Annotated in this window: 13 protein-coding genes; 8 read left to right on the top strand and 5 right to left on the bottom strand. The window is 63.6% G+C overall.

Annotated elements, in window-relative coordinates:
* The first annotated feature begins 93 nt into the window (after positions 1-93).
* The 4 genes from mobB to bufB all read left to right on the top strand — a co-directional run bounded on the left by mobB (position 94) and on the right by bufB (position 3093).
* Positions 94-630: a molybdopterin-guanine dinucleotide biosynthesis protein B gene (mobB, locus tag V3C40_RS11425; protein ID WP_058051167.1), complete on the top strand. Its 537-nt coding sequence runs from the start codon at positions 94-96 to the stop codon at positions 628-630.
* 57 nt (positions 631-687) lie between these two features.
* A complete protein-coding gene (locus V3C40_RS11420) occupies positions 688-888 on the top strand; it encodes a YjfB family protein (protein WP_034759798.1) in 201 nt (66 codons plus the stop codon).
* A 265-nt stretch (positions 889-1153) separates the two neighbouring features.
* On the top strand, positions 1154-1456 hold the full coding sequence (locus V3C40_RS11415; RefSeq protein WP_034781859.1) for a BufA1 family periplasmic bufferin-type metallophore: 303 nt from the start codon (positions 1154-1156) through the stop codon (positions 1454-1456).
* A gap of 17 nt (positions 1457-1473) precedes the next feature.
* Positions 1474-3093, top strand: coding sequence for an MNIO family bufferin maturase (gene bufB, locus V3C40_RS11410; RefSeq protein ID WP_331777478.1), 1620 nt, complete (start codon positions 1474-1476; stop codon positions 3091-3093).
* A 4-nt stretch (positions 3094-3097) separates the two neighbouring features.
* Here bufB and V3C40_RS11405 read toward each other — a convergent pair whose 3' ends face one another.
* The 3 genes from V3C40_RS11405 to fumC all read right to left on the bottom strand — a co-directional run bounded on the left by V3C40_RS11405 (position 3098) and on the right by fumC (position 5218).
* Positions 3098-3382, bottom strand: coding sequence for a hypothetical protein (locus tag V3C40_RS11405; RefSeq protein WP_034759786.1), 285 nt, complete (start codon positions 3380-3382; stop codon positions 3098-3100).
* 124 nt (positions 3383-3506) lie between these two features.
* Positions 3507-3728 (bottom strand): RNA-binding S4 domain-containing protein, encoded by a 222-nt coding sequence (locus V3C40_RS11400; RefSeq protein WP_035825476.1) that lies wholly within the window; start codon positions 3726-3728, stop codon positions 3507-3509.
* A 95-nt stretch (positions 3729-3823) separates the two neighbouring features.
* Positions 3824-5218: a class II fumarate hydratase gene (gene fumC / locus V3C40_RS11395; RefSeq protein ID WP_058051170.1), complete on the bottom strand. Its 1395-nt coding sequence runs from the start codon at positions 5216-5218 to the stop codon at positions 3824-3826.
* Positions 5219-5390: 172 nt separating this feature from the next.
* Here fumC and V3C40_RS11390 point away from each other — a divergent pair, with 172 nt between their 5' ends.
* On the top strand, positions 5391-6515 hold the full coding sequence (locus V3C40_RS11390) for a type IV pilus assembly protein FimV (RefSeq protein WP_331777477.1): 1125 nt from the start codon (positions 5391-5393) through the stop codon (positions 6513-6515).
* A 417-nt stretch (positions 6516-6932) separates the two neighbouring features.
* On the opposite strand, the gene V3C40_RS11385 is transcribed toward V3C40_RS11390, so the two are convergent.
* Complete coding sequence (locus tag V3C40_RS11385) at positions 6933-7184, bottom strand: flagellar protein FliT (protein WP_307788907.1); 252 nt, start codon at positions 7182-7184, stop codon at positions 6933-6935.
* Between the two features lie 289 nt (positions 7185-7473).
* Here V3C40_RS11385 and V3C40_RS11380 point away from each other — a divergent pair, with 289 nt between their 5' ends.
* From V3C40_RS11380 to V3C40_RS11370, 3 genes are all read left to right on the top strand, one after another.
* Positions 7474-9558, top strand: a complete 2085-nt coding sequence (locus tag V3C40_RS11380; RefSeq protein ID WP_331777476.1) for a M13 family metallopeptidase — start codon at positions 7474-7476, stop codon at positions 9556-9558.
* 70 nt (positions 9559-9628) lie between these two features.
* Positions 9629-10273, top strand: a complete 645-nt coding sequence (locus V3C40_RS11375; RefSeq protein WP_331777475.1) for a class I SAM-dependent methyltransferase — start codon at positions 9629-9631, stop codon at positions 10271-10273.
* A gap of 175 nt (positions 10274-10448) precedes the next feature.
* Positions 10449-10634 carry a CsbD family protein gene (locus tag V3C40_RS11370; RefSeq protein WP_034759763.1) on the top strand — a complete coding sequence of 62 codons (186 nt, stop codon included), beginning with the start codon at positions 10449-10451 and terminating at the stop codon, positions 10632-10634.
* A gap of 70 nt (positions 10635-10704) precedes the next feature.
* Here the strand turns inward: V3C40_RS11370 and V3C40_RS11365 are convergent, their stop codons facing one another.
* Positions 10705-12912, bottom strand: a complete 2208-nt coding sequence (locus V3C40_RS11365; protein WP_331777474.1) for a S9 family peptidase — start codon at positions 12910-12912, stop codon at positions 10705-10707.
* Positions 12913-12962: the final 50 nt, after the last annotated feature.

Here is a 12962-nt window from a genome sequence, read left to right as displayed (position 1 = left end):
CTGGGCGATGAGCCGGGCAATGTACAACGCCTGTGCCGGCGGTCGCGCCCGTGGGGCTGCGTATAATCATTCCTTCTCAAACAAGGAGTGACCATGCACGATGCGATGCCCGCACACCCGGTACTCGGTGTGATCGGCCGTTCCGGTAGCGGCAAGACGACCCTGCTAGAATTTGTGGTGAAGGAACTGGCGGCGCGCGGCTTGCGCGTCAACTTGGTCAAGCACAGCCACCATGACCTGGCGTTGGAACCGCCGCAAAAGGACAGTGCCCGCCTGCGCATGGCGGGGGCGGCGGAAGTGCTGGTGGCGTCGCCGTACCGCTTTGCCATCGTGCATGAGCTGCGCGGCGCGCCCGAGCCCAGCCTGGCGCAGCAATTGGCCCGCATGGGGCCGGCAGACCTGACCCTGGTCGAGGGTTTCAAGACGGATCCCATCCCCAAGCTGGAAGTGTTTCGCCCGGAAGTGGGGCAGGCGCCCCTGTATCCGCATGACCCGCATGTGATCGCCGTGGCCTCCGACAGTCCGGCGCCGGCCGACTTGCGCGAGGGCGTGCAATGGCTGGACTTGAATGCGCGCGAGCACGTGCTGGCCTGGTTGCTGCTGCAGTTGGAAAATAAGCTGGAAAAATAAGCTAAAGGTTTGCCGGCGGCATCCGTTAACAAGGGTAGAACCTCATTGGAGAAACGTATGGACGTCGGAAGCATTGCTCAACTGTCAACCACGATGGCGGAGACAGGCACGCGGCAAGCCGTTGGCTTGACTGTCCTGAAAAAAGCCCAGGATATCCAAAGCTCGACTGCCACTGCCTTGCTGGCAGCGTTGCCACCGATACAGGCGGCGCCTAGCCTGCCGGCTCACCTCGGTAACCGCATCAACACGACAGCCTGAGCGCAGTCGCGCGGCGCCCGTCTGCCGCTCGCCATCGATACGCCCACACCACCGTCATCGACGGTGGCGCGTGGGCGTTTTTGTCTGCCTCCCTTCCATTTTTCTTCCCGCCTCTGTCAAGTTGATTAATTGATCATGGTTCGCCATGGCACGGCCGATTCAGTAGAATGACGTCCATCACCTCGTGTTGCCTTCGTGCAGCCTGGGGAGTGCCGTGACTGAATGATTACTTATCGATTACTTTGACCCAGCAAGAGGATTTCCCATGAATAAACGTCAAGCTCTCATCGCCGCCGCCCTCGCGGGCATCTGCGCCGGCACCACCATCAACGCGGCCGCGCACGATGGTCCCGCTCCCGGCGACAAGGAAAAATGCTACGGCGTGGCCAAGGCGGGGCAGAACGATTGCGCCTCGTCCGATGGCGCGCATTCCTGCGCAGGCCAGGCCGAGGCGGACAATCTGCCCACGGAATGGACCTATGTGGCCAAGGGCACGTGCGAACAGGCGGGCGGTTCCGTCAAGCCCATCAAGGCTGGCAAGGCTGCCAAGCCTGCCACGCAGCCCTAAGCGTCCGCCGCCTGCCTATGCCGCCGCCCATCCAGGCGCTTGCCGGCGTCGGCCTGCGCGCCGCGCATTACCGCGACTTCCTCGAGTGCCGGCCCAAGGTGGGCTGGCTGGAAGTGCACACTGAAAACTATCTGCAGCCGTCTGGCTGGGACTGGCACGTGCTGCAGACCCTGTGCCAGGATTACCCGATCAGCCTGCATGGCGTGGGCCTCGGCCTGGGCTCGGCGCACGGCTTTTCGGAAGCGCACCTGCAGCGCGTGCGCGCCGTGGTCGAGCGCACCGAGCCGGCAATCGTGTCGGAACATCTGTGCTGGGGCGCCGTGGCGCAGCGGCAACTCAACGATCTGTTGCCGCTGGCCTTGAATGGCGCCGCCCTCGATTTGCTGTGCGCCAGAGTGGGGCGGGTGCAGGATGTGTTGAAAAGGCCGATCTTGCTGGAGAATGTCTCCACTTACCTGCGTTTTGCCGATGATGCCATGAGCGAAGCACAATTCCTGGCGGAGCTGGCGCGCCGCAGCGGCTGTGGATTGCTGCTCGATATCAATAATCTGTATGTGAACCAGTGCAACCACGGCGAGGACGCCATGCTTGCGATGCAATCCATCGCGCCGGGCAGCGTGGGCGAGCTGCACCTGGGCGGCCACCTGCTGACGCCGCATGCCGTGATCGACCACCACGGTGCCGCCATCGCCGATTCCGTCTGGGATTTGTATGCGGCCGCCTTGTTGCGCTTTGGCGCCATTCCCACCCTCGTCGAATGGGATACGGATTTGCCGCCGCTTGATGTCTTGCTGGGCGAGGCGGACAAAGCGCAGTCCATGCTGGCGCGCCATGCGCCGCAGCCACCATGGCAGGGAGCGGCGCTGCCGTCCCCGCCGCCCGTGTCGCCTGACACGCTGGCGGCTAGCCAGCAAGCGTTTGCCACGGCCTTGCTCGATACCGCGGCTGCCCTGCCATCGTTCACGGGAGAATCGGTGCCGCAGCGTTTCTCCTTGTATCGCGGCAACTTGAGCGCCACCTGGCGCCGCACCTTGGGCCACGCCTATCCCGTCGTGCTGGCGCTCGTGGGTGAGGCATTCTTTGCCGGACTGGCGCGCGCGTATGGCCGAAAGAAGCCATCCGATAGCGCTGATTTGAATGAATTTGGCGCGCGTTTCGCCGATTTTCTTGCTGCTTTCCCACCCGTGGCACAGTTGCCCTATTTGCCGGACATGGCGCGCCTGGAATGGGCCGTGCACCTGGCCCATTACGCGGCCGATGCGCAGGGCCTGGCGCCCGAGTCCCTGGCCGCCTTGCATCCTGATCAATTGGAAACGCGCTGTTTTACCTTGCACCCCGCTTGCGTCTTGCTGGCATCGAACTGGCAAGTGGCGGCCCTGTGGCAGGCGCATCAGGAAGGGGAAGGGCAGGGGATGTTTCCGCAAGATATGCAGGTGGCCAGCTACGCGCTCGTATGCCGGTCGCGCTGGAAGGCGCAGGTGCTGGTACTCGATGCGGCGGCGCATGCGGCCTTGCTGGCCTTGCGGCAGGGACAGACGTTTGGCGCCGCGCTCGATGCGGCGTTCGCGCTGAACCCGGCATTCGACCTGGCCGCACACTTGCGCCAGTGGCTGGCGCATACTGTGTTGACGGCGTAACGGTTTATTCGAAGGCCCGCAGCAGGCGCGCTTCACCCGTCTGATCGCGGTACAGGGCATTCGCGGCCAGGGTGGCGTCCATCATGCGCGTCACTTGCTCTTCTTCAAAGCGGGCCAGCTCGGCCGTGGCCGCGACGAGGGCCAGTTCCAGCCTGGCGCGCGCGCTCTGGTACAGGCTGCTGGTGTATTTGTCTGTGTTACGCAGCAATTCTTCCGCGTTTTCTATGACCTGGCGCAAGTCGCCGATCAGGCGTTCCTGGCTGCGCGTACCTTGTTCGGGATGGTCCATGGCGCTCCCCTTCTGCAATCGATATTTATCTGGCAATAACGACGTGTTTGCAGCTTGATGCAGGCAGCCGGCTGGCGGGGTGCTGGCTGGACGCATGGGGCCGCTTTCGCGCCCCATGCCGGGGTCAGACTGGAGCGACGACCGTGATACGGATATCGCCCACGCTGACGACCTGGCCGGCGCGGATCTTGGCGGTCTTGCGCAATTCCTTCTTGCCATCGACCTTCACCACGCCGCTATCGACCATGACCTTGCCTGCGCCACCACTGTCGCACAAGCCGACCAGCTTCAACAGCTGGTTCAGCTCGACGAACTCGGATGTTAAATCAAAGCTTACTTTTTGCATTGTATCCCTTATTGCAATGATGTGTTTTCAACACTTGATGACGACCTCAACTAACTCGTAGTTTACCTGAAGCCGCCAGCAATGCAGGGTGGAAGTCAGCTTTTGTTGGGCCGCGTCATCTCCAAGGGCACGATCCACGCACTGAATTGCTCTTCCGTTACAAAGCCCAGGGCCAGCGCCGCTTCCTTCAGAGTCGTGCCTTCGTGCTGGGCCTGCTTGGCGATTTGCGCCGCCTTGTCGTAGCCGATGTGCGGCGCCAGCGCCGTGACCAGCATCAGGGAACGCTCCATCAGTTCGGCGATGCGCTCGCGGTTCGGTGCGATGCCGTGCGCGCAATGCTCGTCGAAACTGCGCATGCCGTCGCCCAGCAGGCGCGCGCTTTGCAGGAAGTTGTGCGCAATCAAGGGCTTGAAGACGTTCAGCTCGAAATTGCCCGAGGCGCCGCCCACCGTGATGGCCACGTCGTTGCCGAACACTTGGCAGCACAGCATGGTCAGCGCTTCGCACTGGGTGGGGTTGACCTTGCCCGGCATGATGGAGCTGCCAGGCTCGTTTTCGGGGATCGTGATTTCACCGAGGCCGGAGCGGGGGCCGGACGCCATCCAGCGCACGTCGTTGGCGATTTTCATCAGGGCCGTGGCCAGGGTTTTCAGTGCGCCGTGGGCGGCGACGAGGGCGTCGTGGGCGGCCAGCGCGGCAAACTTGTTGCTGGCCGTTTCGAACGGCTGGCCCGTCAGGCGCGCCAGTTCTTGCGCGATGCGGCCGGCAAATTCCACGTGGGCATTCAAGCCCGTGCCGACGGCCGTGCCGCCGGCGGCCAACTGCAGCAGCGGCGGCAGCGATGCCGTGATGATGTGCTCGGCGAAGTCCAGCTGCGCCACGTAGCCGGAAAATTCCTGGCCCAGGGTCAGCGGCGTCGCATCCTGCAAATGGGTGCGGCCGATCTTGACGATGTCGGCAAATTCCGTCGCTTTCGCATCCAGGGTGGCGCGCAACTGGCGCAGTGGCGGCAAGACCGTGTTGGCGACGGCCAGGGCGGCGGCCACGTGGATGGCGGTGGGAAAGATGTCGTTCGAGGACTGGCCCAGGTTGACGTCGTCGTTCGGGTGCAGCAGGCGCTCGGCGCCGCGCAAGCCGCCGATCAGCTCGGAACCACGGTTGGCCAGCACTTCGTTCATGTTCATATTGCTTTGCGTGCCAGAGCCCGTCTGCCAGACGGCCAGCGGGAATTCCGCGTCGTGCTTGCCGGCCAGTACTTCGTCGGCCGCCTGCGTGATGGCCACGGCTTTCTTGCCATCCAATAATCCCAGGTCCAGGTTGACGTGGGCGGCCGCGCGCTTGACGGTGGCCAGGGCGGCGATCAGTTCAGGCGGCATCTTTTCCGTGGAGATATGGAAGTGCTCGAGTGAGCGCTGCGTTTGCGCTCCCCACAGCCGGTCGGCGGGTACGTCGATCGGGCCGAAACTGTCGCGTTCGATTCTGCTACTCATGACATCCCTTTCATCGATAGAGGTGGATCGAGTGTACTCCAGGCGTCAAAAAGACACAGGATGATGCTGTATTGCATCATTTTTACCCTGGGCCATCTATATTTTTGCGATTTCCTGCCGTTAAAGACAGGCGAGTCCCCATTATCTATCCTGTTATCAAAGCGATCAGTCCATGCAGAGCAGCATCCTTCCCCGTTGGTCTTTGATCGCGTGCGCCGCCGCCAGCCTGGCCTTGCCGCCTGTGGTGGGCGCGGCCGAACTGGGCGAGATGGCCGTGCTGTCGCACGTGGGCCAGCCCCTGCTGGCCGAGATCGAACTGACGGCCCTGGCGCCCGAGGAAGCCAGCGGCGTGGCCGTGCGCCTGGCTTCGCCCGATGTGTACCGCGGTGGCGGCATCGGCATGGACCCGGCCCTGCAGACCTTGACGATCAGTCCGCTGGAACGCGGTGGGCGCCACTATGTGCGCGTAAGTACCCGGCAAGCGATCCAGGCGGGCCACGTGCATCTGTATTTATTGCTGGGTAATGGCAATGGCGCCGTCGTGCGCCTGGGCACCTTGTGGCTGACGCCGGCGCCGCCCGCTGCCGCTCCCGTGAGTGCGCCAGTTCGGCCTGCCGTTCAGGTGCCCGTGCCTGCGCCGTTGCCGTTACCACGTCCTGTACCCGTCGCGCCATCGCCCGACGCCGCCGCGCTGGCGGCCCGCGCGCGGGCCGAGGGCTTCGTGCGTCCGCCGCGCGTGTTCGTGCCGCCGCCCGCCGCGCCCACGCCAGCTGCCGCACCGCAGCAGCGCCCGGCGCCGGTACGCCGCGCCACGGCGCCCGTGGCCGCTTGCGCGCCCCAAGCCGATATGGAGCAGGCGCAAGCGTGCGTGGCGCTCGATGAGAAAAACACGGCCCTCAATGCAAAGCTCGGCGAATTGGAAGGCAAGATCGGCGCCTTGCAAAAGGCGCTGGCGCTGCCCGCCACCACCACCGCTGTGCCAGCCGCCGCGCCCGTCGAAGCGCAGGCGCCCCATGCCAAGCCCAAGCCCCTGCATGCGGCGCCCGCCGCTGACAAGGAAAAGAAAGCGGGCGGCAACGGCCTGTTGTGGCTCGGTATCGGCACCTTGTTCTTTCTGTTGTTGACGGCCGTCATCGTGTATGTCGTGCGCAAGCGCAGGCAGGCGCCTGGTGCGCCGTCGAAATACTGGGTCTTGCTGCGCAAGCCGTTTAGCCGCAAGAAGAAGGATGTGCCCGTGCTGACGGAAGCCGTGGAAGAAGGGGCGGCCGAGCCGGAACCGGAGCCGTTCTCGCGTTAAAGACATGGCAAGGCGGCGCCGAAAATTGATATAAAAAAAGATATTGAAAAAATAAATGGAAACGCCGGCCAATCGCGTTGCCTATTTCTTAAAGATGGTGATATGATTAATTCAGTGGACTTGCTCTACGACAAAACAGTCCCAGCCTGGCGCAGTCACCAACGATAGTGTGGCGCGGCAAACAGGTGTAGCGTTGCATAAACGCCTGGGTCTGGAAGCGGTTCGCGATGCCGACGATGTGCTCGCGAACGCCGGATGCAACCGGCAGCGAGGCGACGCCAGGAGATATCTGGGGCTCGCCTTCCAAATTCCCCCTCCTTGTTTTCCGGGCGCCGCAGATGGCGCGCTCGCTGGCATGGCGGCAGACGTAAAAAAAAGCACCCGCGGGTGCTTTTGTCGTTTCTGGCGCGGCAAGCTTTACATGCGTGCGCGCGAACCCTGCATGGCGTTCGGCAGTTGCGTCATCCATGGTTCCGTGATGGCGCGGATTTCGCGGTCGTTGGCCAGGATTTGCTTGAGCAAGTCGATCTTGCGCAGGCGCGAGGCGCCGGCCAGAGCGGGCACCTTGCCTGTCATGGTCGCGCTGGCGGCGCTGGCACACTGGTTTTCCAGGGTATCCAAGCCATCCCAGTCGCTCGAACGTGCGGCCACGACCATTTTATTGGTCATTCCTGCAATATTTTCATACATCGAAAGAACGTCGTTGGAGGTCATGAGCACACCCGTAACTAGTGAATGGATTACCGCTTGTCCAGATTAACGGCAGGTCCAAGCGGAACTTGAGGGTATTTTTGAAAAAAAAGTGAAAATAATTTAGATGATTGCTTGGCTGCTGCCGACATCGCCCGCCAAGCCGCATGTCTGCTGGCGTCGCGGTGGCAGGGGAGTGTGTTGCGGCGCCTCAAAACGCGTTATGATTTTGCACACTACTGTCGTTACTTTGCCTGAAAGGATCACCATGCGCGTTGCCACTGCTGTCGCTTCCTCTTTCCCCGGTCTCTGGCGCAAGCGCTCCATGGCGCTGGCCCTGTCCGGCATCGCGCTGGCCGGGGGCGCCGTACACGCGCATGGACAGGAGGCGGCCGCCAGTCCCGCCGCCGCGATGGCGGCGCCCACGGCGGTCTTGCCCGGCGACGACTTCTACGATTATGTGAATGGCGACTGGCTGCGCAACACGGAGATTCCCGCCGACCGCAGCAGCTGGGGCTCGTTCGCCATCCTCGCCAACGCCACCAACGAGCGCATCATCGGCCTCGTCGAAGGCTTGGCGGCGGCGCCACAGACCGATGCCTCCGCGCGCCAGGTCAGTGATTTTTACCGTTCCTGGATCGACGAAGCGGCTATCGAAGCGAAGGGCTGGGCGCCGATCAAGCCGCTGCTGAAGAGGATCGATGGCATACGCGACCAGGCGGGACTGGCCCGCGCGCTGGGCGAAAGCCTGCGCGCCGATGTCGACCCGCTCAATTCCACCAATTTTTATACGGAAAACCTGTTCGGCCTGTGGGTGGCGCAAGATTTGAACGACACCACGCGCAATGTGGCCTATCTGCTGCAGGGCGGACTGGGCTTGCCCGACCGCGCCTTTTACCTGAGCGACAGCGCCCGCATGCAGGGCTTGCGCGCAGGCTACCAGGCGCATATCGCCGCCATGCTCAAGCAGGCCGGCTACAGCGATGCGCCGGCCCGGGCCGCGCGCGTATTTGCGCTGGAGCAGCAAATTGCCGCCAGTCACGCCAGCCGCGAGGATTCGGCCGATGTCGCCAAGGGCAATAATGCGTGGCGCGCCGCCGACTTCGCCAGCAAGGCGCCCGGCCTGGACTGGAAAGCCTTCTTCCAGGCGGCCGGCCTGGGCAAGCAGACGGATTTCATCGTCTGGCATCCGACGGCCATGACGGGCAGCGCGGCCCTGGTGGGTAGCGTGCCGCTGGCCACATGGAAGGATTTTCTGGCCTTCCACGCGATCAACCATTTCAGCACGACCTTGCCGAAGGCGGCCGCCGACCAGCGCTTTGCTTTCTATGGCAGCGCCCTGAGCGGCACGCCGCAGCAGTCGCTGCGCAGCAAGCGCGCGCTGGCCGCGACGAATGCGGCCTTGAGCGACGCCGTCGGCAAGCTCTACGTGGAACGCTATTTCCCGCCTGAATCGAAAGCGCGCGTGCAGGAGATGGTGACGAATATCGTCGCCGCCTTCTCGCGCCGCATCGACAAGCTCGACTGGATGGCGCCCGCCACCAAGGCGCAGGCGCAGGAAAAACTCAAGACCCTGTACGTGGGCGTCGGCTATCCGGAGCGCTGGGAAAATTATGCGGGCTTGCGCGTCGTGCGCGGCGATGCGCTGGGGAATGTGCAGCGGGCGGAGCAGTTCCATTACCGGCAGGAGCTGGCCAAGCTGGGCCAGTCTCCCGACCGCAAGGCCTGGGCCATGCCGGCGCAGCTGGTCAACGCCGTCAACCTGCCGCTGCAAAATGCGCTGAACTTCCCGGCCGCCATCCTGCAGCCGCCGTTCTTCGATCCGGCAGCGTCCGACGCGGCCAACTACGGCGGCATCGGCGCCACCATCGGCCACGAGATCAGCCACAGTTTTGACGACCAGGGCGCGCAGTTCGACGCCCAGGGCAAGTTGCGCGACTGGTGGACGCCAGCCGACCTGGCGCATTTCCAGTCGGCCTCGAAGCAATTGGTGGCGCAGTTCGCGGCCTACAAACCGTTTTCCGACCTGGCCGTGAATGGCCAGCTGACCCTGAGCGAAAACCTGGCCGACCTGGCCGGCGTGGCGGCCGCGCATGACGCGTTCACCCTGTCGCAGCAGGGCAAGCCGGTGCAGCCGGGCGCGGACCGCGATTTCTTCATCGGTTACGGCGTCAGCTGGCGCAGCAAGGCGCGCGAAGCGGCGGCGCGCCAGCAAATCCTCACGGATGGCCACGCGCCGGCGCAATACCGCGCCGCCACCGTGCGCAACCTCGACGCCTGGTACCCGGCCTTCGACGTCAAGCCGGGGCAGCAGCTGTACCTGGCGCCGGAACAGCGCGTGCGCGTCTGGTAGCAAATGGTGACGGTGCCTGCGCACAGCGCGCCGGCACCGTAAAATGGCGGAACATATCGACAGGACCGCCATGAAGCCGACCCCACCGCAAGATCAGCAAGACCCCATCCACGCCATCACCGGGCGTACCCTGGCCCATTACGACGCCAGCGCCGAGCAGTTTTTCGAAGGCACGCGCGACCACGACGTCAGCCAGAACATCGCCGCGCTGCTGAACGCCATCGGCAAGCCGGCGCCTCTGGAGATTCTCGACCTCGGTTGCGGCCCGGGCCGCGATCTGAAAGCGTTCACGGCCATGGGCCACCATGCGACGGGTGTCGATGGCAGCGCCCGCTTCGTCGAGATGGCGCGCGCCTACAGCGGCTGCACCGTATGGCAGCAGGATTTCGTCGACCTCGACTTGCCTGCCGCGCACTTCGACGGCGTGTTCGCGAATGCCGTGCTGTTCCACGTGCCCAGCGCCGTTCTGCCCGGCGTGCTGCGCGCCTTGTACGCGTGCCTGAAGGGGGGTGGCGTGCTGTTCAGCTCGAATCCGCGCGGGCAGAACCAGGAAGGCTGGAACGGCGCGCGCTACGGCAGCTATCACGATGAAGCGACGTGGGCCGCATACGTGCAGGCGGCCGGATTCAGCCTGGTCGAGCAGTACTACCGTCCGCCCGGCTTGCCGCGCGAGCAGCAGCCTTGGCTGGCCACCGTATGGCGCAAAGCGGGCTGATTCCGCGTAATTAGCTGATTTTTGGCATGTGTTAGGGACCGTACATAGTTTTTGCAACCTCAAGCGTAGTATGGACACATCGACACGCAGCAAGCAGTTTGCAACGGCGTGTGAGCCGCAGTACCGGCCCTTCGGGGCAGGACAACAGATGTACCAACTACAGTGAGGATCCATCATGAACAAAGATCAAGTCGAAGGTAAACTGAAGGAAGTCGGCGGTAAAATCCAGGAAGCCGCTGGCAAGGTCGTCGGCAGCGAAGAACAGCAAGCCAAGGGCCTGGCAAACCAGGTCGAAGGCAAAGTGCAGAAGAAGGTTGGCGACGTCAAGGATGCGGTCGAGACCGTGACGCGCAAGCCGTAATCTGACGCACGCATAAAAAAAACCGCCGCCTGTCGCGAGACAGGCGGCGGTTTTCATTTGCGGGTGCGCTTTACTTCGCTACGCCCAGGTTCTGCTTGAAGAACATCTCGATTTTCTTGTACACGTGGCGCTGGCCCGCGCGCGACGAGATGCCGTGCTTGGCGCCCGGGTACGTCATCAGGTCGAACTGCACGCCGCGGTTCACCAGCGCGTCGATCAAACGCGTGCTGTTGCTGAACAAGACGTTGTCGTCGGCCATGCCGTGCACCAGCAGCAGCGGCGACTTCAGGCCGTCGAGGTGGGCGAACACGGTGCTGGCCTTGTAGCCATCGACGTTTTCCTTCGGCATGCCGAGGAATTGCTCCGTGTAGTGGGTGTCGTACAGCGACCAGTCGGTCACGGGCGCTACAGAGACGCCCATGGCGATCTTGTCGGACGCTGCCGACAGAAGGCGCAGGGTCATGAAGCCGCCATAGCTCCAGCCGAACACGCCGATGCGTTTGGCATCGACGAAGCTTTGCTTGCCCAGCCAGTCGATGCCCACCAGTTGGTCCGCCACTTCGGCCGCGCCCAGGTTGTGATAGATGGCGTCCGTGAACGCGCGCTCGCGGCGCGACGAACCGCGGTTATCGAGGCGGAAGACGACAAAGCCCTGCTGCGCCATGTACTGGTCGAAGTTGTTGCCCCAGCGGCGAGCCACGTGCTGCGAGTGCGGGCCGCCATACGTCGACAGGTAGACGGGATAGCGTTTGCTTGCGTCGAAGTTCGACGGCTTGACGATCGAATAGTACAGCGTCTGGCCATCGTTGGCCTTCAGGGTGCCGTACTCCGTCGGCAGGTGGTCCGCCTTGTATTTAGCGTACGGGTGGCTGGCATTCAGCGCGTTTTCTTCCAGCCAGCCCACCATGGCGCCGTCCGGGCGGCGGATGCTCACTTGCGGCGGCGTGGCCGGGTCCGAATACGTGTCGACGAAGACTTCGCCATTGCGCGAGAACGTCGTGTCGTGCCAGCCATCGGCTTTCGTCACGCGCTGCGGCTTGTCGGCCGTGCTGCCATCGAGCGCCAGCGCGTAGGTCTGCTTGTCGATCACGGCGTCGCGGTTCGACGCGACAAACACCTTGCCGGTTTTCTGGTTCACGGCCAGCACGCTGTCGATGCCCCATGCGCCGGATGTGACCGGGTGCAGCAGCTTGCCGCTCATGTCGTACAAATACAGGTGATTGCGGCCCGTGCGCTCGGACGACCACAGGAAGGTGCCGTTCGACAGGAAGCGCAGGTCGTCATGGATGCTGACCCAGGTTGTTGACGTTTCCGTCAGCAGGGTGCGCTGCGCCAAAGTACCGGCATCGACGGCGACCAGGTCGAGGGTCTTCTGGTCGCGCGACTGGCGCTGGTACACGAGCGACTTGCTGTCCGCGCTCCAGTCGGCGCGCACCAGGTAGATGTCCGGGTTCGTGCCCAGGTCCACCTGGCGCTGCGTGCCCGTTTCCGGCGAGACGATCAGCAGCTGCACCAGCACGTTCGGGTCGCCGGCGGCAGGGTAGCGCTGCTCGACGACGTCCGTGCGGTCGGCGAAGATTTCAAAGCGGCGCACGACGGGCACCGGCGCTTCGTCGTAGCGTTTGTAGGCGATGGCGGAATCGTCGGGAGCCCAGTAGTAGCCGGTGCGCTGGCCCATTTCTTCCTGCGCCACGAATTCGGCTTCGCCGTTGCGTATCGTGCCCTTGCCATCGGTCGTCAGCTGGCGTTCCTGGCCCGACTTCAGGTCGATCACATAGATGTTCTGGTCGCGCACGAACGAGACGTAGCGGCCTTTCGGCGAGATTTTCGGGTCGAGCACATTGCCCTTGGCGACCAGGCGCGCCTTGTCAGGGTGGGCCGCGTCGACCAGGTACAGATTGCCGGCCAGCGGCACCAGCAGCTGCTTGCCGTCGGGCGACCAGCTGTAGCTGAGAATGCCGTTCAGGCTGGCCGTGCGCTCGCGTTCGCGGCGCGCCTGCTCTTCGGGCGAAATCGTTTCATTCGGCACCAGCGCCTTCGAGTCGACCAGGCGGTGCGTGCTCTTGTCCTTCAGCTTGAATTCCCACAGGTCGAGCTGGAACTGGTTGTCGGCGCGGCCGCGCAGGAACGTGACTCGCTCGCCGTCGGGCGACACCTTCAGGTTGCGCACGCCGGGGCCGGCCAGCGCCGGATCGGCGTGGATGCGTTCCAGGGTCAGCTTTTCAGCCGATGCGGGAACGCTGGCCATCGCGGCCAGAAAACAAAGAATAAAACGCATGGATGTCTCGGTAGTTGGAAGAATGAAGGGCACTGCATGCATAGGCGTAC

This window comes from Janthinobacterium sp. LS2A, from assembly GCF_036543145.1.
Lineage (GTDB): Bacteria > Pseudomonadota > Gammaproteobacteria > Burkholderiales > Burkholderiaceae_D > Janthinobacterium > Janthinobacterium aestuarii.
The sequence above is the reverse complement of the archived record's forward strand: the minus strand, read 5'-3'. Positions and strand labels throughout refer to the sequence as shown.